22 protein-coding genes are annotated in these 26,866 nt (G+C 58.9%); 8 read left to right on the forward strand and 14 right to left on the reverse strand.

Annotated elements, in window-relative coordinates; translation table 11 throughout:
• Window positions 1–11: 11 nt before the first annotated feature.
• The 5 genes from ACYZUC_RS04320 to ACYZUC_RS04340 form a co-directional block, all read right to left on the reverse strand.
• On the reverse strand, window positions 12–1,034 hold the full coding sequence (locus tag ACYZUC_RS04320) for an alpha/beta fold hydrolase (RefSeq protein WP_461993828.1): 1,023 nt from the start codon (window positions 1,032–1,034) through the stop codon (window positions 12–14).
• 84 nt (window positions 1,035–1,118) lie between these two features.
• Window positions 1,119–1,553, reverse strand: a complete 435-nt coding sequence (locus ACYZUC_RS04325) for a YqaA family protein (RefSeq protein WP_192227077.1) — start codon at window positions 1,551–1,553, stop codon at window positions 1,119–1,121.
• Window positions 1,553–2,002, reverse strand: coding sequence for a DUF411 domain-containing protein (locus tag ACYZUC_RS04330; protein WP_461993830.1), 450 nt, complete (start codon window positions 2,000–2,002; stop codon window positions 1,553–1,555). Before ACYZUC_RS04330 ends, ACYZUC_RS04325 begins: the two co-directional genes overlap by 1 nt.
• Before the next feature lie 1,548 nt (window positions 2,003–3,550).
• Complete coding sequence (locus ACYZUC_RS04335; RefSeq protein ID WP_192416251.1) at window positions 3,551–5,542, reverse strand: methyl-accepting chemotaxis protein; 1,992 nt, start codon at window positions 5,540–5,542, stop codon at window positions 3,551–3,553.
• Between the two features lie 179 nt (window positions 5,543–5,721).
• Complete coding sequence (locus tag ACYZUC_RS04340; protein ID WP_192227079.1) at window positions 5,722–6,717, reverse strand: aldo/keto reductase; 996 nt, start codon at window positions 6,715–6,717, stop codon at window positions 5,722–5,724.
• 118 nt (window positions 6,718–6,835) lie between these two features.
• Between ACYZUC_RS04340 and ACYZUC_RS04345 the strand changes: the two genes are divergently transcribed.
• Window positions 6,836–7,762 (forward strand): LysR family transcriptional regulator, encoded by a 927-nt coding sequence (locus ACYZUC_RS04345; RefSeq protein ID WP_461993832.1) that lies wholly within the window; start codon window positions 6,836–6,838, stop codon window positions 7,760–7,762.
• A 6-nt stretch (window positions 7,763–7,768) separates the two neighbouring features.
• Here the strand turns inward: ACYZUC_RS04345 and ACYZUC_RS04350 are convergent, their stop codons facing one another.
• Window positions 7,769–7,909, reverse strand: coding sequence for a hypothetical protein (locus ACYZUC_RS04350; protein WP_461993834.1), 141 nt, complete (start codon window positions 7,907–7,909; stop codon window positions 7,769–7,771).
• A gap of 183 nt (window positions 7,910–8,092) precedes the next feature.
• Here ACYZUC_RS04350 and ACYZUC_RS04355 point away from each other — a divergent pair, with 183 nt between their 5' ends.
• Window positions 8,093–8,281 carry a hypothetical protein gene (locus ACYZUC_RS04355; RefSeq protein WP_008024801.1) on the forward strand — a complete coding sequence of 63 codons (189 nt, stop codon included), beginning with the start codon at window positions 8,093–8,095 and terminating at the stop codon, window positions 8,279–8,281.
• 19 nt (window positions 8,282–8,300) lie between these two features.
• On the opposite strand, the gene ACYZUC_RS04360 is transcribed toward ACYZUC_RS04355, so the two are convergent.
• Window positions 8,301–8,672 carry a fe2+ zn2+ uptake regulation protein gene (locus tag ACYZUC_RS04360; RefSeq protein ID WP_461993836.1) on the reverse strand — a complete coding sequence of 124 codons (372 nt, stop codon included), beginning with the start codon at window positions 8,670–8,672 and terminating at the stop codon, window positions 8,301–8,303.
• A gap of 312 nt (window positions 8,673–8,984) precedes the next feature.
• Here ACYZUC_RS04360 and pvdQ point away from each other — a divergent pair, with 312 nt between their 5' ends.
• The gene (gene pvdQ / locus ACYZUC_RS04365) at window positions 8,985–11,333 is read left to right on the forward strand and encodes a bifunctional acylase PvdQ (protein WP_461993838.1); all 2,349 of its coding nucleotides are present in this window, start codon (window positions 8,985–8,987) and stop codon (window positions 11,331–11,333) included.
• 55 nt (window positions 11,334–11,388) lie between these two features.
• On the opposite strand, the gene ACYZUC_RS04370 is transcribed toward pvdQ, so the two are convergent.
• Both ACYZUC_RS04370 and ACYZUC_RS04375 read right to left on the reverse strand, forming a co-directional pair.
• The gene (locus ACYZUC_RS04370) at window positions 11,389–12,390 is read right to left on the reverse strand and encodes a FecR family protein (protein WP_461993840.1); all 1,002 of its coding nucleotides are present in this window, start codon (window positions 12,388–12,390) and stop codon (window positions 11,389–11,391) included.
• Window positions 12,391–12,487: 97 nt separating this feature from the next.
• On the reverse strand, window positions 12,488–17,344 hold the full coding sequence (locus tag ACYZUC_RS04375) for a dermonecrotic toxin domain-containing protein (protein ID WP_461993841.1): 4,857 nt from the start codon (window positions 17,342–17,344) through the stop codon (window positions 12,488–12,490).
• Window positions 17,345–17,527: 183 nt separating this feature from the next.
• On the opposite strand from ACYZUC_RS04375, the gene ACYZUC_RS04380 reads away from it, so the two are divergent.
• Entirely contained in the window at window positions 17,528–18,568 is a 1,041-nt protein-coding gene (locus ACYZUC_RS04380) for an Ldh family oxidoreductase (RefSeq protein ID WP_461993843.1), read from the forward strand.
• Between the two features lie 139 nt (window positions 18,569–18,707).
• Here ACYZUC_RS04380 and ACYZUC_RS04385 read toward each other — a convergent pair whose 3' ends face one another.
• Window positions 18,708–19,025, reverse strand: a complete 318-nt coding sequence (locus ACYZUC_RS04385; protein WP_008029950.1) for an ElaB/YgaM/YqjD family protein — start codon at window positions 19,023–19,025, stop codon at window positions 18,708–18,710.
• A gap of 165 nt (window positions 19,026–19,190) precedes the next feature.
• On the opposite strand from ACYZUC_RS04385, the gene ACYZUC_RS04390 reads away from it, so the two are divergent.
• A complete protein-coding gene (locus tag ACYZUC_RS04390) occupies window positions 19,191–19,442 on the forward strand; it encodes a hypothetical protein (protein WP_007937833.1) in 252 nt (83 codons plus the stop codon).
• 8 nt (window positions 19,443–19,450) lie between these two features.
• Here the strand turns inward: ACYZUC_RS04390 and ACYZUC_RS04395 are convergent, their stop codons facing one another.
• Window positions 19,451–20,359 (reverse strand): LysR family transcriptional regulator, encoded by a 909-nt coding sequence (locus ACYZUC_RS04395; protein WP_461993846.1) that lies wholly within the window; start codon window positions 20,357–20,359, stop codon window positions 19,451–19,453.
• Between the two features lie 84 nt (window positions 20,360–20,443).
• Here ACYZUC_RS04395 and ACYZUC_RS04400 point away from each other — a divergent pair, with 84 nt between their 5' ends.
• Together ACYZUC_RS04400 and ACYZUC_RS04405 are read left to right on the forward strand one after the other, a co-directional pair.
• Window positions 20,444–21,367: a carbon-nitrogen hydrolase family protein gene (locus ACYZUC_RS04400; protein WP_461993848.1), complete on the forward strand. Its 924-nt coding sequence runs from the start codon at window positions 20,444–20,446 to the stop codon at window positions 21,365–21,367.
• Between the two features lie 357 nt (window positions 21,368–21,724).
• The gene (locus ACYZUC_RS04405; protein ID WP_461993850.1) at window positions 21,725–22,210 is read left to right on the forward strand and encodes a hypothetical protein; all 486 of its coding nucleotides are present in this window, start codon (window positions 21,725–21,727) and stop codon (window positions 22,208–22,210) included.
• 318 nt (window positions 22,211–22,528) lie between these two features.
• Here ACYZUC_RS04405 and ACYZUC_RS04410 read toward each other — a convergent pair whose 3' ends face one another.
• The 3 genes from ACYZUC_RS04410 to ACYZUC_RS04420 all read right to left on the reverse strand — a co-directional run bounded on the left by ACYZUC_RS04410 (window position 22,529) and on the right by ACYZUC_RS04420 (window position 25,664).
• Window positions 22,529–23,074 carry a GNAT family N-acetyltransferase gene (locus tag ACYZUC_RS04410; RefSeq protein WP_461993852.1) on the reverse strand — a complete coding sequence of 182 codons (546 nt, stop codon included), beginning with the start codon at window positions 23,072–23,074 and terminating at the stop codon, window positions 22,529–22,531.
• 70 nt (window positions 23,075–23,144) lie between these two features.
• Window positions 23,145–24,578 carry a nucleobase:cation symporter-2 family protein gene (locus tag ACYZUC_RS04415; RefSeq protein WP_461993854.1) on the reverse strand — a complete coding sequence of 478 codons (1,434 nt, stop codon included), beginning with the start codon at window positions 24,576–24,578 and terminating at the stop codon, window positions 23,145–23,147.
• Window positions 24,579–24,770: 192 nt separating this feature from the next.
• Window positions 24,771–25,664 (reverse strand): LysR family transcriptional regulator, encoded by an 894-nt coding sequence (locus ACYZUC_RS04420; protein ID WP_461993856.1) that lies wholly within the window; start codon window positions 25,662–25,664, stop codon window positions 24,771–24,773.
• Window positions 25,665–25,765: 101 nt separating this feature from the next.
• Between ACYZUC_RS04420 and ACYZUC_RS04425 the strand changes: the two genes are divergently transcribed.
• Window positions 25,766–26,857 (forward strand): polyamine ABC transporter substrate-binding protein, encoded by a 1,092-nt coding sequence (locus tag ACYZUC_RS04425; protein ID WP_461993857.1) that lies wholly within the window; start codon window positions 25,766–25,768, stop codon window positions 26,855–26,857.
• The last annotated feature ends 9 nt before the right edge of the window (window positions 26,858–26,866 follow it).

Consider the following 26,866-nt stretch of genomic DNA (forward strand, 5'->3'; position numbering starts at 1 on the left):
GCCTTACCTCATCAATGAACGGGGTTGGAATTGTTCAGCCAGGCGAGCAGGGCCTGGTGGAATTTTGCCGGTTCTTCCATTTGCGGCGCGTGGCCCATGCCGGGGAATTCGACCAGCGTCGAGTGAGGAATCAGTTTCGCCACCTGTTTGCCGAGTACGTCGTAGTGCCCGATTTTCGCTTTGACCTCGGGTGAGGCGATGTCCTTGTTGATCGCCGTGGAGTCGGCAGTGCCGATCAGCAACAGCGTCGGCACCTTCAGGTCCTTGAACTCGTAGTACACCGGCTGGGTGAAGATCATGTCGTAAATCAGCGCCGAGTTCCACGCCACCCGGGTTTTGCCCGGGCCTTTGGCCATGCCCGCGTACATGTCTACCCAGCGGTCAAATTCGGGTTTCCAGCGGCCGTCGTAATAGGTGCTGCGCTGATAGTCGTGAATGCCTTGCGCCGTCACCTTGAGTTCACGCTCGTACCATTGATCCACCGTGCGATATGGCACGCCGAGGGCTTTCCAGTCTTCAAGACCGATTGGGTTGACCAGCGCCAGTTGTTCGACCTGCTCGGGATATTGCAGCGCATAGCGGGTGGCGAGCATGCCGCCCGTGGAATGCCCGAGCAGGCTGGCTTTCTGGATGCCGAGGGCTTTGAGCAGTTGTTGGGTGTTGGCCGCCAGTTGCTGGAAGCTGTACTGATAGTTGTCCGGTTTGCTGGAGGTACAGAAACCGATCTGGTCCGGCGCGATGACCCGGTAACCGGCGTCGCTCAAGGTCTTGATCGACGTGTCCCAGGTTGCGCCGCAGAAGTTCTTGCCATGCATCAGCACGATGCTGCGCCCATTGGCCTTGCCGTGCGCGGCGACGTCCATGTAGCCCATTTGCAGGGACTGGCCCTGGGATTCAAAGGCGAAATGCTTGACCGTATAGGGGTACTCGAAGCCTTGCAGTTCAGGGCCATATTCCGGACCTTCGGCCGCGATGGCCGGCAGTGCGGCGGTCAGCAGCAGGCTGGGCAGCCAGCGGGAGCGTGCGAGGGGCATGGATGGACTCCAGAGGAAATCGGCGATGCTGGATCGGCCTGATTAGGGTGGCATTAAGCACAGGCAATCGCGGCGGGTGATGGTTCAACCGATCCAGCCCAAAGTCGCCAGGGCCAGCACGCCGTAACGGGCGCCTTTGGCGAGCGTCACGATCAGCAGGAAGCGCCCCAGCGGTTCGCGCATGACGCCGGCCACCAGCGTCAGTGGGTCACCGATGACAGGCACCCAACTCAACAGCAACGACCAATGACCGTAGCGCTGATAATGAATACGGGCCTTGTCCAGATGGCGTGGGCTGACCGGAAACCAGCGCCGGTCGCGAAACCGCTCGATACCGCGACCCAGCCACCAGTTCAGCAGCGAGCCGAGCACGTTGCCCAAAGTAGCGACCGCCAGCAGCGACCAGAGCCAGTACTGCTCGCTGAGCAACAGCCCCACCAGGACCGCTTCGGACTGCAACGGCAGCAGGGTCGCCGCACCGAATGCGGCGAAAAACAGCCCGATGTACGCCGCAGACATCAATGGGCGGCAGGGTAGTCCGCCACCACCACGTCAGCGCCGTCCTTTTTCAGGCCGATCACCTGATAGGCGTCGCTCATGCCGTCCATTTCCATGCCGGGCGAACCCATCGGCATGCCGGGCGCGGCCACGCCCAATAGATCGTCACGCTTGCTCAAGGCCAGCACCTGATCGGCCGGGACATGGCCTTCGACGAATTTGCCATTGATCAAACCGGTGTGGCAGGACGCCAGGCGTGGCGGCACGTCGTGCTGTTGCTTGAATTCGCTCATGTTGGCTTCGACGTGATCCTCGACCTTGAAGCCATTGGCCTCCAGGTGGCTGATCCACTTTTTGCAGCAGCCGCAGTTGGCGTCGCGGTGGACTTCGATGGGGATGAGGTCGGCGGCCTGGGCCAGGGAAGAAATGAACAGGGCGCTCAGGGCGACCAGACGCAGATGGGTTCGCATGGAGGGATCTCGACTCGGATGGCGGTCAAAAAAAGAGGCATTTTGACTACTTTAGCCGGTAAAGAGCGGCGAGATTGTTTCGAATTAATGCTGGGGTTGTGGGGGATTCTGGGTTGCACGGGCTTTGGTTGGTGTACATATCCGTTTCTGCGGTAACGGCGGCTATTGGTTTCGCCCTTACGGCGAGTCACTTGGAGAAGCGCCAAGTAACCAAGCGCTTTTGCCCCTTTCGTTCGGTGGCTCGCTAAGGCTCGCCATGCCCTCGCTCCGGTCCTGCTCCGTGGGCCCGCCGCCATCGGCCATCCATGGCCGGGGGCGGCTAACCCGGCATCCATGCCGGGTTGCCCACTGCGCAGAACCTGCGCTCGGCCTCTCGAGGGGGCGTGCACCTCAAAAGCCAGATCAAAAGCTGAAGGCGAGCTAACGCTCGGCCTGATGAGTGGTGAAAATCAAAAGCGTATGGGATTCCCTGTAGGAGCCGGCTTGCTGGCGATAGCGGTGGGTCATCCAACATATTTGTTGACTGGACGGATGCCATCGCCAGCAAGCCGGCTCCTACAGTTGATCGTATTTATCCAAACACCTATGCATTTCCCTTGTAGGAGCCAGCTTGCTGGCGATGGCGGTGGATCAGTCAACGTATCTATTGGCTGAACGGATGCCATCGCCGGTAAGCCGGCTCCTACAGTTGATCGTATTTATCCAAACACCTATGCATTTCCCTTGTAGGAGCCAGCTTGCTGGCGATGGCGGTGGATCAGTCAACGTATCTATTGTCTGAACGGATGCCATCGCCGGTAAGCCGGCTCCTACAGTTGATCGTATTTATCCAAACACCTATGCATTTCCCTTGTAGGAGCCAGCTTGCTGGCGATGGCGGTGGATCAGTCAACGTATCTATTGGCTGAACGGATGCCATCGCCAGCAAGCCGGCTCCTACAGTTGATCGTATTTATCCAAACACCTATGCATTTCCCTTGTAGGAGCCAGCTTGCTGGCGATGGCGGTGGATCAGTCAACGTATGTATTGGCTGGACGGATGCCATCGCCGGCAAGCCGGCTCCTACAGTTGATCGTATTTATCCAAACGCATGTGCATTTCCCTTGTAGGAGCCGGCTTGCTGGCGATGGACGCCAACGATAACGCGGGTTGTCTGAATGAATGCGGTGCCTACACGCTTTTCGCGAGCAGGCTCGCTCCTACAGGGAATCCCATACGCTTTCGCTTTTCACCACTCATCAGGCCGAGCGTTAGCTCGCCTTCCGCTTTTGATCTGAGCGCCCCCTCGAGAGGCCGAGTGGAGGTTCTGCGCAGTGGGCAACCCGGCATGGATGCCGGGTTAGCCGCCCCCGGCCAGGGATGGCCGATGGCGGCGGGCCCACGGAGCAGGACCGGAGCGAGGGCATGCCGAGCCACAGCGAGGCACCGAACGAAAGGGGCAAGAGCCCTTGGTTACTTGGGGCTCTTCCAAGTGACTCGCCGTAAGGGCGAAACCCATATCAGCCATCACCAAAACAATGGATATGTACACAAAAGCCTTCAGCTAATCAGCGGACTTTGAACCGCCCCATAATCGCACTCACGCGACTATTGGCTTCCAGCAACTGCCGGGTATTGAGCTCACTGGCCTGACCGCTCTTCACCAGTTCATCCACCATGTGGCGGATCTGCACCATGCTGCGGTTGATCTCCTCCGTCACCGCGCTTTGCTGTTCGGCGGCGGTGGCGATCTGGGTGCTGAGGCTATTGATGTGGCTGACGGAACCGGCCATTTCGTCCAGCCCGGTGTTGACCCGCGCCGTGGCATCGGCCGCTGACTGGCAGCTGGCCTGGGTGTTTTCCATGGCGCTGACCGACGAACTGACACCTTGGGTCAGGCGCGTGAGCATCTCGTTGATTTCCGAGGTGCTGGCCTGGGTGCGGGCGGCGAGGGCGCGGACTTCGTCGGCCACCACCGCAAAGCCGCGACCTTGCTCACCGGCACGCGCCGCTTCAATTGCCGCGTTAAGGGCCAGCAAGTTGGTCTGGCCGGCGATGGCGCCGATCACCCCGAGGATTTCGGTGATGCGCTGGGCATCCTGCTGCATGCTTTCGACTTTATGGGTGGCGCTGGCCACTTCGTCGATCAACGCAATCACACTGCTGGACGCTTCACCCACCACGACCCGCGAACGGTCGGCGTTTTCGTTGGCGCGTTGAGTGAAAGCGGCGGTTTCGGCTGCGTTCTGCGCCACGCTTTCGGCGGTCGAACTCATTTCGGTAATGGCGGTGACGGTCTGATCGGTTTCCGAAGCGTGGCGCACCAGAATCTGGCTGGTATGCGCAGAGGTGCGTTGCAGGTTGTCGAGGCTGGACGCCATGGCGCCTGTGGCCTGGGTGACTTCGCCGATCATGTTTTGCAGGTAAGCGATGAACGCGTTGACCGAGTGGCCAATGGCGCCCAGCTCGTCTTCGGCACGAATGGTGATGCGTTTGGTCAGGTCGGCGTCACCGGCGGACAGCGCGTCGATATTGGCCTTCAGGGCTTTCATGCGCTGGATCAGTTGGCGGATCGCATAGATTTGCAACAGCACCAGCAGGATCACCATCGGGATTTGCAGCAGGCTCAGTGTGCTGAGCACATCGTCGCGCTGGGCGGTGATCAGCTTGGTCGGCAGGGCAGTGGCGAGGAACCAAGGCGTGCCTTCGATAGGGCGCATGAAGAAGGTGCTGGCTTCGCCTTTGTTGTCGAACTCGACCCGCTGCGCCTGATCACGGTTTTGCAGGCCGGCCTTCACTTGGCTGGCGAAAGGTGAGTTGCCGGCCAGTTCGCTGATGTTCTTCAGCACGATCGGTCCGCTGATGCGCGAGCTGTTGCTGATGATCTTGCCGTCGGCCTCGACGATGAGCATTTCGGCACCGAGGTCTTTTTCCTTGCGCGCCACCAGGTCGTTGAAGAAGCCCAGGGTCACGTCGATGGTCGACACGCCGTAGGCTGCGCCGTTTTTCTGGATCGCCATGGCGCAGTTGGTGCGTGGCTCGGCGCTGGCGTCATCTTTATAGGCCGCTGCCCAGGCGCATTGCCCGCGCGGGGTTTGCATGCCGCCCTTGTACCAGCTCTGGTCGTAATAGTTAGGCGCGGCGTCGCTGTTCCAGAAGGTATTGACCGCCAGTTTGCCCGAGGCATCACGATGCCAGAACGTGCTGAACTTGTTGCGCCCGGCTTCACGCTGGCCGGGCAGGGGCCAGATGCCGCCACCGAAGACTTTCAGTTCGCCGTACTGATCGACCAGGCCCGGCAGGACCGTGTCGATGGCGGCGCTGTCGAGCAGGGGGATGGTCTGGGTGATGCTGCGCTGCTGCGCCTGAACCTTGTTCAGTTCGCCCTGGATTTGTTCGGCCACTTCGGCGATGCGATTGAGCGCGACTTGTTCTTCGGTGTGGCGCAGCTTCGGCGCGACCAGTTGACTGATGCCAACCACGGTGAGAATGGACAGCAGCAGAATGAACAGGACCAGAAACAGCGTGTAGCGAGCCTGAATAGTGCGGAATGCGGGCATGGGGCCGGGTCCTTTTGAGCAGCGATCTTATTGTGAGTATCGGTATGAAACTGGACGCTTCAAAGGGCTATCGGCTGGCTCAAGTCGAGCTTTAGGTACGATCGTGCTAGAACGGAGGGAGGTGACGGACGGCTGGATTGCCCTGGCCCGTTCAGGCAATTGAACGGGCCAGACGCAGGTTAACGGTCGAGCAACTTCAGGATTTCTTCCGGGTAACGCAAGCCGGCGGTGGCATTCGCCGGGAAGATCGCTTCCAGCGCGTGCAACTCTTCGCGGCCAAGTTTGATTTCCAGCGCTGCCACGTTTTCTTCCAGGTATTTACGCTGTTTGGTCCCGGGGATCGGGATCACGTAATCACCCTGGGCCAGCACCCACGCCAACGCGAGTTGACCCGCCGTCACGCCTTTTTCCGCCGCCAGGTCCTGTACTTGCCGCACCAGCAACAGGTTTTTCGCGAAGTTGTCACCCTGAAAACGCGGGCTGAACCGACGGTAGTCGTCCGCTGCAAAATCGTCCGGGCTTTTCAGTGCGCCCGTCAGAAAGCCCCGACCCAACGGGCTGTAAGGAACAAAGGCAATGCCCAGTCGCTGGCACGCGGCCAGGCAGCCATTGTCTTCCTGATCCCGGCTCCACAACGAATATTCGCTTTGCAGCGCGCTGATCGGATGAACCTGGTGCGCCCGCTCCAGCGTCGCAGCCGAGGCTTCGCTCAGGCCCAGGTAACGCACCTTGCCGGCCTTGACCAGTTCGGCCATGGCGCCGACGGTTTCCTCGATGGCCACTTGCGGGTCGATGCGGTGCTGGTAGTACAAGTCGAGGGTTTCGACGCCGAGCCGTTTGAGGGTGCCGTCGATAGAGGCGCGGATGTATTCCGGGCGTCCGTCGACCCCTCGGGCGGTCGGGTTCGCCGGATCGCGGACGATGCCGAACTTGCTCGCCAGAAACACTTGATCACGCTTGCCGGCGATGGCTTTGCCGATCAGTTCTTCGTTGGTGTGCGGGCCGTACATGTCGGCGGTGTCGAGCAGGTTGATGCCCAGCTCCAGCGCGCGATGCAGGGTGGCCGTGGCTTCGCGGGTGTCCGTGCCGGTGGTGTAGAAATCGGTCATGCCCATGCAGCCCAGACCGATCGCGCTGACCTGCGGACCGTTTTTTCCCAATTGACGTGTTTGCATGAAATCAGCTCCCTGTGAATGTGAAGCCCATTGTTAACCTCGACAGAATCCAGATAAACCGGCTAAAACTGCTATCACTATTAGTAATTTCTAAACAATCAGCCGGTACGACAGCACAATGGATCGATTCAACGCCATGCGCGTATTCACCCGGATCGTCGAGCTGGGAGGCTTTGCCAAAGCGGCAGACAGCCTGCAATTGCCTCGCGCCTCGGTGACCATTCTGATCAAACAACTGGAGGCACATCTGGGCGTGCAGTTGCTGCAACGCACTACTCGGCAGATCAGCCTGACGCTCGATGGGGCTGCGTATTACCCGCGTTGCGTGCGTTTGCTGGCGGACCTGGAGGAAACCGAAGCGGTGTTCTCCGCGGCGCGCCACAACCCCAAGGGTTTGTTGCGCGTGGACATGCCGGCGGGGGTGGGGCGCCTGATCGTGATCCCGGCCTTGCCGCAGTTCACGGCCCGTTATCCCTTGATCGAGCTGGAAATCGGTTTGAATGACCGGCCGGTGGACCTGATTCGCGAGGGCGTCGATTGCGTGCTTCGGGGCGGATCGTCACTGGACGATTCTCTGGTGGCGCGGCCGCTGGTCATGCTGGATCAGGTCACCTGCGCCAGTCCCGGTTATCTGCAACGCCACGGGACGCCGCAGTGCCTGGCCGATCTGGAGGGGCATGAAATGGTGGAGTACGTTTCCAGCCACAGCGGCAAACGTTTTGGACTGGAGTTTGTGGTCGATGGCCAGATACAACCGATCAATCTGGCCAAGCACGTGGCGGTCAACAGCGCCGACGGTTATCTGGCAGCGTGTGAGGCGGGGTATGGTTTGGTCCAGACCCCGTACTATCACGTGGCCAGGCAATTGAAGGAGGGCAATCTGGTCGAGGTGCTGAGGGAAGTGCCGCCACCGGGGATGCCGTTGGCGGCGCTCTATCCTCCTCACCGTCAGCTGTCGCGGCGGGTACGGGTGTTTGTCGACTGGATGGTTGAGCTTTGCGCGCAGCCAGGAAATGGCTTTGTCAAAGAACATTCAGGCCGCTGAAAAACCCTAACGGTGTTGGTAGTAGCCCGGTCCGCCACGGTCGTCGTAATGGTGGCCGCCGTGCCATCCGCCGTGGGGGAAAATAATGCAGCCGCTCAGGGAAAGTATGGCCAGCAGGGGAATCAGCAGTGTGATTCGACGGAACATTTCAAAATCCTCATGGTTATCGCCGCTATGAAGCCAAAAGGCTTCATCGGCTGTAACATGAGACCCCGTTTGCAGCGCCCCATCCCCGGAAAACGGTAGTGGCTTGGCATGCATTCGGATACAAACCCGATACATTTTTCAGGTTCACCTTACGTTTAAGCTTTTTGTTTAAGGAAAAGGGCAATGACCCAGTCGCAACGTTTGAAATACTCGATTCTGATCTCCCTGGTGGTGCTGGGGATCATGTTTGGCCTTTCGTATTTGCAGAATGCCGGGGTCATCAGCGAAAAACTGTTCCAGTACATCGCCATTGGCGTGGCGGTGATCGTGGTGGTGATCAATGGCGTGATGCGTCGCAAGGTCAAGCCCTGAGCGACGCACCACGGGCAGGTTATTCGCCGTGCAATGCGGCGAACGCCTGCGGGTGCAAGCTGTAGCTTTTGTCCGGGTTCAGGGTGATCACGCCTTCGCTGCACAAGCGTTTCAACACTTCGCGCACACTGAGAAAGGACAGCGGAATATCCAGGTCCAGCAGGTGACTGTGGACGCCGCGCACACCCAGGCTGCGATCGCTTTCGGCGGCGGTCAGCAAGGCATCGATGACTTTCAGGCGGATCAGGCTGGTGCGCAGGCCGAAGCTCTTGAGCAGCACCCGGATCCGTTCGTTGCCGTGACGTTCGGTACGCGGGGTGAACAGGCCTGAGCCCATGGAAGTGCCCATTGGCGCAGTGCTACCGTCCGTTGGCAGTTGCGAGTTGTACATGCAAAATCTCCTTTTCAGAGCCTGAACCGGAAAGATGTGTTGGGTGCTCTTACTCAATAAGACGTATGAGCCATTCAAATCATGAAGGCTCAGATGTAGAAATTTTGTCGCCATCACGTCAGAAGCTTGTAAACCCCCGCAGAAACGCCCTCCAACGGCCTAAATTTTTGTCATGAATTTCGTTCCTGTAGGAGCGAGGCTTGCCCGCGAAGAAGGAGTCTTGGCCAACATAAGTGTGACTGATACCCCCTCTTCGCGGGCAAGCCTCGCTCCTACAAGGGCTATTTGCGTGCATTTGGATCAGGAGCGAGTGTGATTATTACCAGGCAGTTAACCCGATTGAGCCTTGCCGCCGTGTTGGTGGGCTTGAGTCTTGCGGCACACGCGCGCAGCCAGCCGGATGCTTCGGCGACGGCCGATATCCGCCGGACCAGCTTCGGCGTGCCGCATATTCGTGCCGACAACGAGCGTGGCCTCGGCTACGGCATTGGCTACGCGTACGCGCAGGACAATCTGTGCCTGCTGGCCAATGAGATCACCACGGTGAACGGCGAGCGTTCACGCTATTTCGGCCCGGAGCAGTTCACGGTCGAAGAGCGCGAAAACCAGGTCAGCGACGTGTTTTTCAACTGGTTGAATACGCCGCAAGCTGTCGCTGCGTTCTGGAAGGCACAAACGCCGGAAGTCCGCGACCTCATTGAAGGGTATGTGGCGGGTTACAACCGCTCGCTGGCGGAACGTCGCACGCAAGGTTTGCCGCAGCAATGCCAGGGCGAATGGGTGCGGGACATTGCCGCGCAGGACCTGGTCAAGTTGACGCGGCGCCTGCTGGTCGAAGGCGGCGTCGGCCAGTTTGCCGAAGCGCTGGCCGGTGCCACGCCACCCAAAGTGGTTGCGCAGAATACGCAGGCCTCGGCGCAATTCCAGGTAGCCGCTGCGCGCATTCAACGCTTCGCGCTGGATCGCGGCAGCAACGCAGTCGCGGTGGGCAGTGAGCGTTCCTTCAACGGCCGTGGCATGTTGTTGGCCAACCCGCATTTTCCGTGGGTCGGCGGGATGCGCTTCTATCAGATGCACCTGACCATCCCCGGTAAACTCGATGTGATGGGCGCCGCGCTGCCCGGTTTGCCGATGATCAACATCGGCTTCAACCAACACCTGGCCTGGACCCACACCGTGGACTCGTCCAAGCATTTCACCCTGTACCGCCTGCAACTCGATCCGAAGGACCCGACCCGCTATCTGCTCGACGGCAAGTCGCTGCCGATGAAGCAGCAGACCGTGACCGTGAAGGTGAAACAGCCTGACGGGCAGACCCGGTCGGTCTCTCGCGTGGTCTACAGCTCGCAATTCGGCCCGATCGTGCAATGGCCGGGAAAACTGGACTGGGATAACCAGTTCGCCTACAGCCTGCGCGATGCCAACCTCGATAACGACCGGGTGTTGCAGCAGTGGTACGCGATGAATCGTGCGGTCAGCCTCAAGGAATTGCAGGCATCGGTTCACAAGATCCAGGGCATCCCGTGGGTCAACACCCTGGCGGCGGACGATCAGGGGCAGACGCTGTACATGAACCTGTCGGTGGTACCGAACGTCAGTGCCGACAAACTGGCCGCGTGCAGCGATCCACGAGTCGGGTTGCAGATGATCGTGCTCGACGGTTCGAACAGCGCCTGTGCCTGGGACATCGACCCGACAGCGGCGCAAAAAGGCATTTATGCGTCGGACAAATTACCGCAGCTGTTGCGCAAGGACTTTGTGCAGCACTCCAACGATTCGGCGTGGATGGCCAACCCGGCACAACCGCTCACCGGTTTCTCGCCACTGATCAGCCAGGACAGCCAGCCGTTGGGCCTGCGCTCACGTTTTGCCCTGGATCGCCTGGGCACACTGAACAAGGCTGGCCCGATTGCTGCGGCCGATCTGCAACAGATGGTGATGGACGATCAGGTGTTCCAGGCGACTCAAGTCATGCCGGATTTGTTGAAATTCTGCGCTGAAGACCTGGGCGCCGATGCGCCGACGCTCACACCGCTGTGTGCCAGTCTGAAGGCCTGGGACCGCAGCGCGAATCTGGACAGCGGCGTGGGGTTTGTACATTTCCAGAACGTCATGGAAGCGCTGCAGGAAGCGCCTGATGTCTGGCGTGTGGTGTTTGATCCGAAAGACCCGCAACACACGCCTCGCGGCCTGGCGGTCGATCGGCCGGAAGTTGCCAAGGCTGTGCGCGAGGCGATGCTGGCGTCGGTGGAATCCGTCAACACGTCGGGGCTCAAGACGGACAGCCGCTGGGGCGATATCCAGGTGGTCAGCAGCGGTGGCCAGCAGACGCCGATTCACGGCGGACCGGGCACCCTGGGCGTGTATAACGCAATTCAGAGCGTGCCGAGAACCGACGGCAAACGCGAAGTGGTCAGTGGCACCAGCTATTTGCAAGTAGTGACGTTCGACGACAAGGGACCGCAGGCCAAAGGGCTGCTGGCGTTCTCGTTGTCCAGTGACCCGGCCTCGAAACACGCCAACGATCAGACGCTGGCCTTCTCGAAGAAACAGTTGAGTGTGTTGCCGTTCACCGAACAGCAGATCACTTCGGACCCGCAGTACCAGGCACAGACAATTCGCGAGCAGGATGAAAAAGCCGCGAAGGTGGCCAAACAGTAAATCGAACAGAGTTTGAGTTCAGAAAGAAGGCCGCACCCCGCAAGGGTTGCGGCCTTCAGCTTTTAGGCGGTTGCTGCGGCATGGAGTTGAGGACCGGATTACCGTCCTTGTTGCGGGTCAGGTAGACCGGCAACACCTTGGGCAGCGTCGCCACAAGGCTGTTGAGTTCCTTGATGTTGTAGATGCCACCGAGGCGGATTGCGCCGGTGCTGCTGTCGGCGACCATTACCGGGGTGTTCAGGTAGCGATTGATCAATGGCAGGGCTTCGGACAGCGCCAGGTTATCGAGCACCAGTTTGCCGCGACGCCAGGCCAGTGAGCTGTCATTGGCGTAGGTCTGGCTGATTTGCGGCGTGAAGTCACCGTGTTTGTAGCGCGCCTGCATCGATGGCTCAAGCCGCAGGCCATCACCCGGCAGGTCATTGTTGCTACTGACCAGAACCGAACCTTCGATCAGGTTGACGCGTACCTGATCCTCGTACATCCAGACATTGAACTGGGTGCCGGTGACCCGGATTCTGCCTTCCGCTGCCCGAACGATAAAAGGGTGGTTCGCGTCGTGGCTGACTCTGAAGAAAGCTTCGCCTTTTTCCAGGCTGACGCGACGCTGATCCTTGTAATTGCTGTAGGTCAGCTCGGTGCCAAGGTTCAATTCGACCTGGCTACCATCGCTCAATGTGACCTGACGGACCGTATTGCTGGCTTCGAAATGCTGGTACGAGTTGGGAATCCAGCCCAGGCTCCACCCGCTAAAAGCCGCCAGTGGCAGCGCCAGGGCACACACGGCGGCAGCGATGCCGAACGTGCGCCAGGGCGTTGTGGGTTGGAGGCGAGCGACGGGCATGACGGCTTCTGGACGAGGCAAATCTCCCGCGACATCCCAAATTTCCAGCATGGCCTCGTACTCGAACGCATGCAGTGGATCAGCGTCATGCCACTGTTCGAATGCTTGCCGTTCCTCGGCCGTGCAGTCGGTGGCATGCAAACGCATGCACCAGTGCGCAGCGGCATCGGTGATGGCGTCATATTGGGCTTGCGAGAGAGGGGTGTCGGTCATTGACTCATCCTGATTTCCTGCATTCTAACCTTGAGGGCAGTCTGCGAGAACAGCCGTCATGGCATTTACCCATCAAACGGCTGTTTATTTTCTGGAGTCAAGGTGTATTGACGTGCAGTTCGCGTCCGAGATGACTGATTAACCAGGCCACGCTGTCGGCATTTCCAAGTTGTACCGCCAGCCGACTCAGTGAGTCTCTTTTGAAGGTCTCGCGAGCACCACTCAGGTTGTCTGCACCGGTCAACGAAAGGATATGCGTTTTTACCCGATCGGTATTTTCAAAAGTTGAACTTCCCGGGTCTTCCCACTCGCCGGTGTCGGGATCCTGGGTCATGAACAGTTGTGTGTAAGGTGTCTTGAGCGACAGTGCGGTGTCCTGAAGGGTGGTCAGTGCATTCTTGAGATCAGTAGCGGTCACGCTAGCTGTGCCGATCAGCTCGGCGAAGGGCCTGCCAGGGTCCAGGTAGGAAATGTCCTCGGTTTTACAGGCAATATGGGAAAGCTCATGCAGGAGCGTTATCGCCCGGGCATGCGTGTTAATCGGGAAAGCAGTGTCGGAAAGATGTGAGCGGTAAATGTCGAAACCCGGATCGAAGAATCTTTCTGCCAGATAGATTTTCTTCTGTGCGTCGATGGGAACGATAAAACCGAATGTACTGTTTACGCCTTCAATTACCCGGCCGACGACAAAACGATCGGACTTGGTGTTTCTTAGTGTAGGGTCCAGCAGCGCGGCAAACATGTCGCCCACGACCTTTTCCAGCTTCTCGACATGCGCGGGCAACACTTCAGGCACATCAATGAAACGCTTGATGAGTTGATGCACGGGGGTGGTTTTGTCGTCGGATGTCTTCAGCAATTGCAGGTTTCGAAAGCTGTTCCAGGCATAGGTCGTTGCCTGGTCCAGCGCTTCGTCGATCTGACGAGCCTTTTGCGGGAAAACCCGTCGTATTTGCGGCATTCCATGGGCGTCGATGTTCATGCCTTCCCAAGCTGCTGCCAGAGCATCCAGCCGACGGATAAGGCCGAACTGTGGCTTCGGTGTTTCCCGGTCGAGCACCCATTGTTTCGATTCGTTTTGCCGCAGATAAGGGCCGAGCGTCTGTGTGTCGGCGATGCGCCAGCGGGTGCCGCGTTTGGTCACCGGAAACACTTTGCCTTCCACCGGCCCGTAAAGTTGTTTGGTCGTCGGGTGCGCGTAGAGCCCGGGCGTTGAATCAGGCTTCAGTGAACCCAGGTCGACGTGGAGGCTTTCATGACGCTTCAAGCCTGTGCGCTCGGGGGAGGTGACCTTGATGTCTTGCCATTTGCAGGTGGCTTCGGGTTTTTCCGGTGTCGGTGCGGCTGGCGTGGAAGTCGGCGGCGCGTGAGTGTCCAGCGATTGGCGCAACGTAGCGAGTTGAGCAATGCCGCTGATGAATTCCCTGAGGGCCGCGCCCCATTTGTGCGTTTGCAGGTCTTCGGCGGATTGTTTGATGTCAAGGTAGCTGTGGTACACCGTGACGGGGTAGGCGAGTTTGCCCATGAAAAACGAATATGCCTCGTGCAGGTCTTCGCCCAGAACGTGCTTGATGGTTGCCCATGCACTCTGCTTTTGGTTATCGGACTGGCAACCGAGCAACCGGCCCAGCAACGCGGCATTGTCATGGAACAAGTGCCCGAACAGGTGCCCCTTGATCGGGTTGGACGCCAGCGTGACGTCGGCATCGGTATTGCCCGTGGCCACAGGTGCGGCTCTTGCAGCCCGGTTGCTGCGCGTTCCCATTCGGGTTTCGAGCAAGATCCGCTCGGGTTGCGGCAGGTTCATGAGCACCCAATCGAGCAGTGCGCCGCGCGTCTTCAGTTCTGTCAGCAGCTGGGTTTCGCTTTGATATTCCTTGATCCCGTGCCGTGGACTGTGAGGGGCGACAAGCACCTGCGGCCCTGTGCTGTCGGCCGATGAACCGATCAGATAGACGCCCGGCACTTTGACGGTTTGTCCGCTCCTGACACCGAGAAACTCCAGGGGCCGGATGATCGCGTGGGCACCGTCGACGGCTGCACGGGCGACGGCGTCTGGCATGTCCATGACCTGGCGGATCAGATCGAACCCGGTTTCGCTCAGGCGTTCCTGCAGTTTTTCCACGTGAGCGTGGTGCATCAGTTGCCAGGGCAGTTGCGTGTAAAAACGCTGCCTGCGATCCGCGTTTGCCACGGTGTCGGCAAGGGCCGCGCTGAGTATTTTTTGCTGATGCTCACCCGGTTTCAGATTGCGTATCAGGTCTTTGATGTAGCGTTCGTCCATGCCCTCTGGAATGACCGTGGTGTCCAGCGACGTCAGTTTGAGCAAGACAGTGTCCAGGTCCTTGAGGTGAACCAACGCAAAATCGGTCAGGGTTTGTTTGCTGGACGCAGACCAGGGGCTGGCGCTGATCTCGACCTGGACCTTGTCCGGATCAATGTTGAAGTCGTCGGCCTTGAGTTGTTTTTCCAGTTCATCGTGGGCGGTGCACTGCAATGAGCGGATGCCGGTGAGGTAGTCCCGGTCGTCTTTGACGTTGTGCAGATATTGCTGAAGCAATTCGCCATGCAGGATCAGCTCTTTGATTGGCGCCTTGGCCAGCCAGGCCGGCAGTTTTTGCTGGGTGATCAGGGACTGGGCAATGTCGGTCGCACGATTCAGCCCGGTCATCGGCTCACGCAGGGCCACCAGATTCAGCAGACTGGCCAGCGGCACGGGGGAGAGCGGGGTGGTCAGCGCGCGGGTGACGAAGGTCTGGTCCAGATCAACAAAGGGCCTTTGCACATTGTCGAGAAAATGCCCATGGACCTGTTGCAGGGGCGCCAGTGTGTAGGCCCTGCCTGGCGATCGCTCGCTACGACCGAGGTTTTCCAGAAGCATGGAACGATGATTTTCGTCTTTAAGGCGTCGCTCGAGCTCTTCCTTTAGCGGCATCAGTGCCTTGAAGGCTTCAAAGCCCAGTGCCGGCGTCCACAGAATGGCCTTGCCTGAGTGCAGCGGATCCAGGCCGCCCCGCTCAGTCAGGACAAAACAGCTGGCCAGTTTCAGTGGGGTTGCGGCGGTGCCGGCCTTCAACGCCAAGGAAAAGACCTCCGGTAAAAAACCGTTCAATGCCGCTCGGTCCGCGCGTGTAGGCGTATCGAGAACGGTTTTGATGATCGCCTGTTCCGCCGCACCCAGGGTGCGTGAGACGGAGCGAAGCTTCAATTCACTTCGCAGTGCCGTTGACAGTGTGTGGGTAACACTCGATTTCAAACCTGCCAATGATGAACTGACGAGGCTTTGCGCCGCGGCGAACGTGCGGGTTGTTGCGGGAATGACCGGGTGTTTTTCAAGGACTTGATCAAGCGCCTGTTCGACCGAGCTCAGCAGCGACAGCTCCTGTTTGGCCGACTCGGCGCGCACGGTGGCCGGCCGCGCATTCACGCCATGGTCCGGTCGAGTGCTCCAGCGTCCCACGGCTTCAGGCAGCAGCAAGCGGGGATCGATCAATGCCCGGACGTCCAGGGCATTGTCGAGCAAGGCGTGAGGGTCCAGCGTGCCTTCGCTTTCACGGTAACGGCTCAAGGCATGGCTGAGGTTTTGCCGTTGTTTATCAATGATGTCAGTCATCACGCGTGCAAACACCGGGCCGACGATGGGGTCACCGACGATCACCCGATCGTTCAGCGTCAGTCCAAGAAACGTGCTGCGTTCGTTCAATGACATGAACTTGAGCAGCGTGTCTTCATGCCCTTCGCTGTTGAGCATTTGCAGGGCGATTTTTTTCACTGCTGGCAGGTTGCTTGTGGCCTCGATGCCGCGGGAGGGGCTGTACAGGAAACCCAGTGTGTTCGCGCCGCCGATCATCAAGGTCGAGGCAAGCTCTGCGAATTGTTTGAAGGGGGCGGTGAACCGCACTTTTTCGATGCGAAGGGGATCGTTCGCGGCCGGTGCGAGGCTGACACTCATCAGTCGCAGGTATTGCTCTGTCGTCAAAGTGCCCTGCTGGTGCTGGTTTAACAGCCTCGCGTGAAAAGTGTCTTGCAGGCCCTCGGTGAAAAAAGCCCGGCGCGACAAGCCATTGCTCATGAGCGAGTCCCAGAACGTCTCGAGCAGGCCCTGCAGGTGAGGCGTAAAACCTTGCGCGATTTTTTTTACGGCGCTTTCCCAGGTCTGGTTATCGGCATTACTGCTGGTGGCGTGCTCGGGATGGGTAAACACCCTGGAGGCGCCCGCCGGCCACTGATTCGTCAGGTAAAAATGCAGGAGGGCCTCGCTCAGTGGCAGCGTTGCAATCCCATGGGGCGTTCCACGGTGATCAAACGCAGAATCCGTACTGACAAAACTTTTCAGCCGCGTCAGACGCTGGTCCAGCTTGGGGAATGGCTTGGACAACGTGTGCTTGAGGAGGTCGTCCAGCATTGACTGCAAGGTGGGCATCTTGACCAACTCGTCCGCCATCGCCTTGATGTTTTGCTCCTGCTGTTGCTTGAGCGTGAGTTCCTGATCTTCGAATACCGCGCCTTCGATTTCTTGAGTGGAGATATCGAGTGCAGCGGCGGCGGCCAAGGGCAGGCGTTGTTCGATGGAGTGGAAGCGCAACAGTTCACTTTTTTCAGTGGCCTGTGCCAACCATTCTTTGAGTTTGCTTTTGAGGTCGGCCATGCCCGCGAATTTGATCAAGCCTTTGCACGGTGTGAAGAGCGTGACCGCGCCATTATTGGGCCGGCTCATGGCAAAGGCACCGGCCAAAGGAATGCCGGCCTTGCCGGGCAAAGACAGCAGCAACTGGAAGGCCTGCATCGGTTTTTCATGGGTTTTGCGGGCTGCCTGGGTCGGCTTGTAAACCGTATTCAACCAGTTCAGATCGTCCAGGGTAAAGCCCAGCGCGGTTTCCCGTTCGCCGAGTAGCCCGGCAGTGGATGCAGACAAGGCTTCGTCAAAAAAATACGGCAGTGCAGGTGTCGTCATGATGTTTCCTCGATGGACTGCGGCGGTGTTCAGCGCAGCTCGTTGGGTCGAGGGGCAACAATAGGGGGCGGGAAAAGGCGGGGTGCGGTACATATTGCTTGCGCGAGAGACTTGACAGGAAGCCGGTAAAAAAGCGCTTAATCGACCTGTCGCCCGCCTCTAAAAATAACACTGGAGCTTCAGATGACCGCTTCGCCTGAAATGGCAGTCAGTTCGGCCAACTCGACCCTGGATTTTGATTCTCTCGTCCTTTTGCTCGAACGCATTTTCGTTCGTCACGGCACCTCCGCCGAGGTCGCCAGGACACTGGCCCTCAACTGCGCCGGTGCCGAACGTGATGGCGCCCACAGCCATGGCGTGTTCCGCATTCCCGGTTACGTGTCGACGCTGAAAAGCGGCTGGGTCAATGGCCAGGCCGTGCCGGTGGTTGAAGACGTGGCCTCGGGTTTTGTCCGGGTCGACGCCGGCAATGGCTTCGCCCAACCGGCGCTCGCCGCCGCACGCGCCTTGCTGGTAGAAAAGGCCCGCAGCGCCGGGATCGCGGTGTTGGCGATTCGCAATTCCCATCACTTCGCAGCGTTGTGGCCGGACGTCGAGCCGTTCGCCTATGAAGGGCTGGTGGCGTTGAGCGTGGTCAACAGCATGACCTGCGTGGTGCCGCACGGTGCCGATCGTCCGCTGTTTGGCACCAACCCGATTGCCTTCGCCGCCCCGCGCGCGGACGGTGATCCGATTGTCTTCGACCTGGCCACCAGCGCCATCGCCCATGGCGATGTGCAGATCGCCGCACGCAAGGGCGAGCGCTTGCCCGCGGGCATGGGCGTGGACGGCCTCGGTCAGCCGACCCAGGACCCGAAAGCGATTCTGGAGGGTGGGGCGTTGCTGCCGTTTGGCGGGCACAAAGGTTCGGCGTTGTCGATGATGGTGGAGCTGTTGGCGGCGGCGTTGACCGGCGGCAATTTCTCCTTCGAATTCGACTGGAAAAACCACCCTGGTGCCAAGACGCCATGGACCGGCCAACTGTTGATCGTGATCGATCCGAGCAAGGCCTCCGGGCAGAGTTTTGCCGAGCGCAGCCAGGAACTGGTGCGGCAGATGCACGGTGTGGGGCTCAAACGGTTGCCGGGTGATCGCCGCCATCATCAGCGCGCCAAGTCCAGCGCTGATGGTATTCAGCTGGATGCCGATACGCTGGCTAATCTGCGGGAATTGGCCGGGATCTAGCGTCAAAACACGGACCCTGTAGGAGCCGGCTTGCTGGCGATGGCGGCGGATCAGCCGATATAGATGTTGGCTGATCGACCGCTATCGCCAGCAAGCCGGCTCCTACAGTGACCGTATTTCAATTTGTGTTATCGCGGGCTTAGCGTCGGCCCAGTAACAACCCGACAACCAAACCGAAACCGGCGGAAATCGCCACGGTTTGCCACGGATGACCACCGATATAGGTTTCTGTGGCTTCGACCGCGGGCAATGTCCGGTCACGAACGCGGGTAACCGAGTCCCGCGCCTGCTGGAGTTTCTGGGCGATTTGCCCACGGAGCGTATCCGCTTCCTCACCGACCAGCGAGGCACTGCTTTTCAGCAGTTTTTCCGACTCTTCGATCAGCGCCTGAAGCTCGCTGAACGCTTGATCCTTGATTTGGTCTTCGGCGGCTTGTGCGGCGGTTTTCCGAGCCATTGGGATACTCCTTGCAGGTGAGTGGGCAGTGAACAATGGAGTCTGCGGCGATTGAAAAAGTTGCAGCGATTTTACCTGCGCAGGCCCTCTCGTAGAAAAATCCTGCGCAGGACATTTCTTCCTACAGTGTAAGATGTCGCCTATTTACGCAGCAGGTAACTCCCCATGAGCTTCAATCTGGCCGACAAACCCCTTGCCGAACGCGCAGCGCTTGAAGACGAGAAATCCCGTCTGTTCGAACTCTGGCAGAACAACCTGGGCAAAGCCAAAGGCGAGGCCGCACGCTTGTTCGGCGAACGCGCCAAGCGCAAAGGCAAATGGGCCGAGTGGGTGCGTTCCGAACTCGACGGCATGTCGCCTCCGGAATTCGCCAACATGGTGCGCAGTGAAGTCAATCGGTTGATGGCGGCCAAATAAGGCCGGCTTCACGCAAAAATCGCGACAATCGCCTCACGCACTTTCAACACCACCGGATCGAGCTGCGTGCTGGTACGCCAGCCCAGCTCGATCGGGTAACGCGGCAATGCCAACGGGCAGGGCAGCAGCGTCAAACCGCTGAGCGCGGCGATGCTTCGGGCGGCATGCGCCGGGATGGTCGCCACCGCCTGACTGCCCTTGAGCAGATGCGGTAACGCTGCGAAATGCGTGGTCGAAGCGCATACCCGCCGGCTCAGGCCCAACGCGGCCAATCCTTCGTCGGTGATCCCGATAAAGCCACCCGATGACACCAGAATATGTTCACGGGTGACGAACTCCTCAAGGTCGATGGTTTGCTGTCCCGCGGCCAGACTCGTCGGGTCAACCAGACACAGATAATCGCCTTCCCCCAATACCTGACGACTCAGCAACCGTTCGGCAAACCCGCCGGCCGTGATCGCCAGGTCGATGCTGCGCTCCATCAACGCGTGGGCGACGATCTGGCTGTGGGTCTGGCGGAAGATCAGCCGTAACTTCGGCGCGCAACGGGCGATCTCTTCGATCAAGCGGCGGCCGTAGGCAATTTCGAAATCATCCGACATGCCCACCGTGACTGAACGGCCTTCGTAGTGATGGGCGGCCGGATCGACCATTGCCAGGCTTTGTCGACATTTGTTCAGCGCGTCGCTGACCACCGGTTTCAGCTGATTGGCCTTGAGCGTCGGCGCCAGGCCTCGGCCGGTGCGCACAAACAACTGATCGCCATATACCTCGCGCAGTCGGCGCAACGCCGCGCTGACCGCCGACTGCGTGACGCCCAGACGCAACGCTGCGCGGCTGGCGCTGGATTCTTCATGCAAGGCTTCGAAGACTTTGAGCAGGTTGAGATCGACGGAGGCGATATTCATGGTGTTCATATCATTCAGCAGCGAACGGGGCTTTATTCATGATCCGGTAGCGCCTGAGAATGAGCAACACCCGATTCGAATGGAGTTACTGCAATGCCCAAGTCAATCGTTGCTGCACTGCAAATCGGCGCACTGCCCGGCGGCAAGGCCGAGACCCTGGAGCAAATCCTCTCGTACGAAAACGCCATCCTTGAAACCGGCGCGGCGCTGGTGGTCATGCCCGAAGCGTTGCTCGGTGGTTACCCGAAAGGCGAGGGGTTCGGCACGCAACTGGGTTATCGACTGCCGGAAGGTCGAGAAGCATTTGCCCGGTATTTCGCCAACGCCATCGACGTCCCAGGTGTAGAAACCGAAGCGCTGGCCGGGTTGTCGGCGCGCACCGGGGCCAATCTGGTGATTGGCGTCATCGAACGCGCTGGCAGCACCTTGTATTGCACCGCGTTGTATTTCGACCCGCAGGCTGGACTGGTCGCCAAACACCGAAAACTGATGCCCACGGGCACCGAACGGCTGATCTGGGGCAAGGGTGATGGCTCCACTTTGCCAGTGATCGACAGCCAGGTCGGGCGGATCGGTGCGGTGGTGTGCTGGGAAAATATGATGCCGCTGCTGCGCACGGCGATGTACGCCAAAGGTGTGGAGGTGTGGTGCGCACCCACGGTGGACGAGCGGGAGATGTGGCAGGTGAGCATGCGCCACATCGCCCATGAAGGGCGCTGCTTTGTGGTCAGTGCCTGTCAGGTTCAGGATTCGCCGCAAGCCCTGGGCGTCGAGATCGCCAATTGGCCGGCGGACCGGCCGTTGATTGCCGGTGGCAGCGTAATCGTTGGCCCGATGGGCGACATTCTGGCCGGGCCGCTACGCGGCGAGCGCGGACTGCTCACCGCCGAAATTGACACCGACGACCTGATCCGTGCGCGTTACGACTACGACGTCGTCGGCCACTACGCGCGCCCGGATGTGTTTGAGTTGACCGTGGATGAACGGGCCAAACCCGGTGTCCGGTTCAACACATAACCCTCAATGGAGCGAGCCTGCTTGCGAAGGCATGGCTTCAGACGATAGGTTCCAATGGGCCAAATCAAACACTTCCATTACGCTTCCACTCAAGTTCTGCGTCACGTTTTTCGAGCCCAATTCTCTCAAGCCACGCACACAGCACTGGGACTTTTCATGGGCGCCTGATTGCTGATGAAGTTCGGCTCGCATCCAATTAATTCACCTTAACGTTGAAAATTCTTCAGATTTCGAAATCAGATGGTTTTGAACTACTCCATTTTATTCTAAAGGACTGTCATTTCTGACAGTGGTGTGTCGTTGATATAACGGGTAATTTCATGCGTGTTTTTTACTTCTTTAGCAGGGGTTACTGGAATGAACAAAAAAAATACCGAAACAACAATTCACCTGGCTGGGAGTGAGCGCAAAAAGCAGAACAAAAATGAGGTTCCAGCGTTCACTGGTGACTGGGGGGCGGTGTCAGCTCATGTTTACGATCATCAACATGTTCGTGTGCCGGAATTGAAAGGCAAAATAGAATATCAATATTTTTATCAGAATGGGTATTTGTATGTTCATATGTCGAAGTACATGTTGACTAGTCGGCCGACTAATAAAGTTTGGCGTCGGGCAAATATATATCTTAATGTTTCGAGTGGTTCAAATAATACTACGAAGGTGGAAAGCCCGGATACGTTGATTATGGACCATCAGTGGCACTCTGAAGAACTGGTCGCTGCAGTAAAATATAATTGGGCGGCGGGTGGGGCGGGATTTGTTTTTGGAGTTCAATACGATGGAACCAATAATGATGTCGGATCGAACGAAAAGTGGGGGCCTTTTGGTTCCATAATTCTTTGAGAGGCACGCCTTGCTGGTCAATAGTTCTATGTCGCCCATCACGGAATATCCCAGCCGTGTAGGTGTTGATGAAGAAGTTTGTGTTGGTGAAGCGTTAGTCTTGGTTTGTGATTGTCGTTTTTTAGTATTGAGTAGAAGCCTGCCTGAGGTGGTAATTTTTTCTGAGCCAATCCACAAGATATAGCGGAGCAGGGGGCATCACCCAGAAAGTCAGGTTGGTTTTCTGGGTGAGCTTGAGTGTTCTTTTTTGTAAGTAGCGTTGTTTTGCAAGAGACCCCTTCAAGTCCTACCACGCAGACTTGCACCCGCATTGGAACTTCAGTGTTGCTGGTGCCACTCTTCACGCGTGATCTCCCAGAATTCCCTGGGGAATCGTCCACCGACAAAATCACCCTCATCAGTGCGGATCAAGCGCATGCCGGTCCGCTCCGACAGTTTGCGCGAGCCGATATTCGGCGCCGCTTTCGGCACGCGCAGAACTGTTCGGCCAAGTGCTTCGAACCAGTACTCGGTCACGGCCGCACTGGCTTCACTCATCAATCCCTGGCCTTGCCATTGCGGGCCTAGCCAGAATCCGCGGTGGTTGTCCTGTTCATCCATCAGGCTGACATTGCCGATCAGCTGTTCCGGCGCGGACTTTAACCGTATCGACCAGTGCCACTCTTTGCCCGCAGCCATCGCGGGCAACGCAATATCACGCAAGTAGGTCAGGGCACCGTCCGAGGGATAAGGCCAGGGCACAAGCGCGTTCAGATACTGCACCACTTCCCAGTGTGGAAACTGTTGCTGAATATCGTCGGCATCGGCCAATTCCAGCGGGCGCAGGATCAGGCGTTCGGTGTACAGCGTAGGGGTGACTTCCATGTTTTGTTCGGCATCCTTGATGCGGATTTACCAGGTTTCGGCTATCGAGCCCGGCAGGTTGAGTTTGCCACTATCGGTGAAGCGGGACATCCGGGTTTTCCATGACCTGGAGGATCGAGGCTTCCGGATCGAAATCGTCTTCTTCCAGCTCGATGAATTCCTCGGGCAGGAAGATGTTCAGCACGATAGCGCACAACGCGCCGACGGTAATCGGCGATTCAAAGATGTTATGCAGCGCCTTGGGCAGCTCTCGCAACACCTCCGGCACGGCCGCCACACCCAGGCCCATGCCAAGGGAAATCGCGACGATCAGCATGTTGCGCCGATGCAGGCCGGCTTCGGCGAGGATCTTGATCCCGGCCACCGCAACGGTGCCGAACATTACCAACTCAGCGCCGCCGAGCACCGGTTTCGGCATCAGTTGCAGCACCGCGCCGATCATCGGGAACAGCCCTAGCACCACCAGCAGGCCGGCAATGAAAAACGCCACGTAACGGCTGGCCACGCCGGTCAGTTGAATCACGCCGTTGTTCTGCGCGAAGGTCACCATCGGCATGCTGTTGAACACCGCCGCCATGGCCGAGTTGAGACCGTCGGCGAGCAGGCCGGATTTGATCCGGCGAATGTAGATCGGGCCTTTGACCGGCTGCCGGGAAATCATCGAGTTGGCCGTCAGGTCACCGGCGGCCTCCAGCGGCGACACGAGGAAAATCACCGCCACCGGCACGAACGCCACCCAGTCGAAGTTGAAACCGTACTTGAACGGCACCGGCACGCTCATCAGTGGTACGTCGGGCATGCTGCCGAAATCCACTTGGCCCATAAGCCACGCCACGAAATAACCGAGGGTCAGGCCGATCACGATGGCGCCGAGGCGCAGGAACGGCACATCAACACGGTTCAACACCACGATGGTGCCCAGCACCAACGCAGCCAACGCGAGGTGACTGGCGGCGCCGAGATCCGTCGCGCCGAAGCCGCCGGCGATGTCGGTCATGGCGACTTTGATCAGCGACAACCCCATCAGCGTGATGATCGTGCCGGTTACCACCGGCGTGATCAGCATCCGCAGTTTGCCGATGAACTGGCTCAACACCACTTCGATGAACGCAGCGAAAAAGCACACGCCAAAGATTGTCGAAAGGATCTCATCAGTGCCACCACCGCGAGCCTTGACCATGAAACCGGCGCTGAGGATCACGCTGATAAACGAGAAACTGGTGCCTTGCAGACACAGCAAACCGGAACCGATCGGGCCGAACTTCCGCGCCTGGACGAAGGTGCCCAGCCCCGAAACAAACAGCGCCATGCTGATCAGATAGGGGATTTCGCTTTGCAGGCCGAGGGCGCTGCCCATGATCAGGGTCGGGGTGATAATGCCGACGAAACTGGCGAGTACGTGTTGCAGGGCGGCGAAGACGGTGGCGGTCAAATGAGGGCGGTCGTCGAGGCCGTAGATCAGGTCGTTGTGGCGCGGGGCAGGGGCTTTTTCAGAGGCGGTCATGGTGGTTTGCGTGCCGAAAGGCGGGCCGGGTCAGAAAATGGAGGCGCAGGATGCCAGAAAATTCATCGACTTACACAAAACCCTTGTAGGAGTGAGCCCGCTCGCGAAGGCGGTGTGTCAGTCGATACAAATGTTGACTGACACACCGCCTTCGCGAGCAAGCTCACTCCTACAGGGGATTTGCGGTGTGGTTCAGGCGAACGCTGCCAGCAGATCTTCTTCAAAGGCTTTCTGCGCATCCCCCGGCACCTGCGCACGGTGGCGGGCGAGGTGGAACGCCACGTCGAAACTCATGTCGCTGCGGCGCACGGCCCTGAGCAATCCTTTGTCCTCCCAACTGCGGGCAAAGTGGCTGGGCAGGTAACCGACATGCTTGCCGGACAGAATGAAGGCGAGGGTGCCTTCGACCTGTTCCGAGCGCGCCGAGCACCGTTTACCCTGAAAGGGCTCGTCGCTGCGCAGAAAGCGGTAAGGGTGATCCACCCGATCGCACGCCTGCAACGCTTGATCGTCCGGCGCCTCGTCGGTGAACAGCGGATGGCCGGCGGCGCAATACAAGTGCTGGGTTTCGCTGAACAGTTCGCGGTAGTCAAACGCGCTTTGTACCTGTGAGAAATAGCCGATCGCCAGGTCCAGCCGTTGTTGCAGCAGCAAGCGCTCCATTTCGCCGGGCATGGCGCTGATCAATTCGATGCGCACCGACTCATCGCGTTCGCGAAAGCGCCGGATCGCCTCGGCTACCCGTTGCAGCACCGATTGATCCACGGCTTCGGACAGCCCCAGGCGCACCTCGCCGATCAGCCGACCGGCCACGCCATTGGATTGATGACGGAACGCTTCAATGGATTCAAACAGTCCGCGTGTCGCGGTCAACAGTTGTTCGCCTTTGGGGGTGATCCTGAATCCGCCCTTGCCGCGACTGCACAGCCGATAGCCAAGCCGGGTTTCAAGCCTGGCCATTTGCTGGCTGATGCTCGACTGGCTCAGGCCCAGTTCACCCTGGGCCGCGCTGAAACCGCCGCACTCCACCACGCTGACGAACAGACGCAGCAATTGCAGATCCACATCGTGAAGCTGGCCGAGCATCAAACATTACTCCGCAATAAAGTCAGGGTAACTGACTTGGTATTTTTCCAATGTATCCGACGACGCATGCTGGGGCCACTTCCTCTGGTCAGGTGTTCGTCATGGCTCCTCTATTCAAGCTGTGTTTACCCGCGCTGTTCCTTGCCGCCTCCGTGTCGGCCCATGCCGAGGAGAAGGTCGTCAATCTTTACAGTTGGGCCGATTACGTGACCCCGGAAACCTTGCAACGTTTCGAGCAGGAAACCGGCATTCACGTGCGCTACGACACGTTCGATTCCTCGGAAGTCCTCGAAACCAAGTTGCTCACCGGCGGCAGCGGCTATGACGTGGTGGTGCCGTCGTCCAGCGTGCTGGCGCGGGGGTTGGCAGCCGGAGCGTTGAAGGCGATTCCCCATGAAGGCCTCAAGGGCTACGCCAACCTCGATCCGGACTTGCTGGAAAAACTCGCCGCGGTCGATCCCGGCAACCGCTATGGCGTTCCATATACCTGGGGCACGCTCGGACTCGGGATGAATGTGGAGGCGGTGAAAAAGCGCTTGCCGGATGTGCCGCTCAACAGTCTCGACTTGCTGTTCAAACCCGAATACGCCAGCAAGCTGAAAGACTGCGGCGTGGCGATCATCGATTCGCCGCAGGAAGTGATCGGCCTGGCGCTGCACTACCTCGGTAAAGATCCCTACAGAACCGACAAGGCTGATCTGTCAGCCGCCGAGGCGTTGTTGCATCAGTTGCAGCCGAATGTGCTGTACGTAGCCAGTGGCCGGCAGATCAACGACCTGGCTAACGGCAGCGTCTGCCTGGCCTTGACCTACAACGGTGACGCAAGCATGGCTGCTGATCAGGCGCGCAAGGCCAACAAACCGTATGAAGTGGCGTACCGGATTCCCAAGGAAGGCACGCTGGTCTGGCAGGACAACCTGGCCATCCCCAAGGACGCGCCGCACCCCGAAGCTGCGCGGGCCTTCATCGAGTTCATGTTGCGTCCCGAATCCGTCGCGGCGCTGACCAACACGCTGTTCTTTGCCACCGCCAACCAGGCCGCCACACCGCTGGTGGATGAGGCGGTACGCAGCGATCCCGACATTTACCCACTGGCCGATGTGCGCGAACGGCTGTACGCCGACCGCAGCATGAGCCTCAAGGACATGCGTCAGCGCACCCGTTTGTGGACCACTTTCCGTAGCCGCCAATAAATAAACAAG

Source organism: Pseudomonas sp. GT1P32, from assembly GCF_054897805.1.

Bases quoted from the DNA above. Each gene is read 5' to 3' on its own strand.
- ACYZUC_RS04320 (WP_461993828.1), bottom strand. From the start codon at position 1,034: ATGCCCCTCGCACGCTCCCGCTGGCTGCCCAGCCTGCTGCTGACCGCC.
- ACYZUC_RS04325 (WP_192227077.1), bottom strand. From the start codon at position 1,553: ATGTCTGCGGCGTACATCGGGCTGTTTTTCGCCGCATTCGGTGCGGCG.
- ACYZUC_RS04330 (WP_461993830.1), bottom strand. From the start codon at position 2,002: ATGCGAACCCATCTGCGTCTGGTCGCCCTGAGCGCCCTGTTCATTTCT.
- ACYZUC_RS04335 (WP_192416251.1), bottom strand. From the start codon at position 5,542: ATGCCCGCATTCCGCACTATTCAGGCTCGCTACACGCTGTTTCTGGTC.
- ACYZUC_RS04340 (WP_192227079.1), bottom strand. From the start codon at position 6,717: ATGCAAACACGTCAATTGGGAAAAAACGGTCCGCAGGTCAGCGCGATC.
- ACYZUC_RS04345 (WP_461993832.1), top strand. From the start codon at position 6,836: ATGGATCGATTCAACGCCATGCGCGTATTCACCCGGATCGTCGAGCTG.
- ACYZUC_RS04350 (WP_461993834.1), bottom strand. From the start codon at position 7,909: ATGTTCCGTCGAATCACACTGCTGATTCCCCTGCTGGCCATACTTTCC.
- ACYZUC_RS04355 (WP_008024801.1), top strand. From the start codon at position 8,093: ATGACCCAGTCGCAACGTTTGAAATACTCGATTCTGATCTCCCTGGTG.
- ACYZUC_RS04360 (WP_461993836.1), bottom strand. From the start codon at position 8,672: ATGTACAACTCGCAACTGCCAACGGACGGTAGCACTGCGCCAATGGGC.
- ACYZUC_RS04370 (WP_461993840.1), bottom strand. From the start codon at position 12,390: ATGACCGACACCCCTCTCTCGCAAGCCCAATATGACGCCATCACCGAT.
- ACYZUC_RS04375 (WP_461993841.1), bottom strand. From the start codon at position 17,344: ATGACGACACCTGCACTGCCGTATTTTTTTGACGAAGCCTTGTCTGCA.
- ACYZUC_RS04380 (WP_461993843.1), top strand. From the start codon at position 17,528: ATGACCGCTTCGCCTGAAATGGCAGTCAGTTCGGCCAACTCGACCCTG.
- ACYZUC_RS04385 (WP_008029950.1), bottom strand. From the start codon at position 19,025: ATGGCTCGGAAAACCGCCGCACAAGCCGCCGAAGACCAAATCAAGGAT.
- ACYZUC_RS04390 (WP_007937833.1), top strand. From the start codon at position 19,191: ATGAGCTTCAATCTGGCCGACAAACCCCTTGCCGAACGCGCAGCGCTT.
- ACYZUC_RS04395 (WP_461993846.1), bottom strand. From the start codon at position 20,359: ATGAACACCATGAATATCGCCTCCGTCGATCTCAACCTGCTCAAAGTC.
- ACYZUC_RS04400 (WP_461993848.1), top strand. From the start codon at position 20,444: ATGCCCAAGTCAATCGTTGCTGCACTGCAAATCGGCGCACTGCCCGGC.
- ACYZUC_RS04405 (WP_461993850.1), top strand. From the start codon at position 21,725: ATGAACAAAAAAAATACCGAAACAACAATTCACCTGGCTGGGAGTGAG.
- ACYZUC_RS04410 (WP_461993852.1), bottom strand. From the start codon at position 23,074: ATGGAAGTCACCCCTACGCTGTACACCGAACGCCTGATCCTGCGCCCG.
- ACYZUC_RS04415 (WP_461993854.1), bottom strand. From the start codon at position 24,578: ATGACCGCCTCTGAAAAAGCCCCTGCCCCGCGCCACAACGACCTGATC.
- ACYZUC_RS04420 (WP_461993856.1), bottom strand. From the start codon at position 25,664: ATGCTCGGCCAGCTTCACGATGTGGATCTGCAATTGCTGCGTCTGTTC.
- ACYZUC_RS04425 (WP_461993857.1), top strand. From the start codon at position 25,766: ATGGCTCCTCTATTCAAGCTGTGTTTACCCGCGCTGTTCCTTGCCGCC.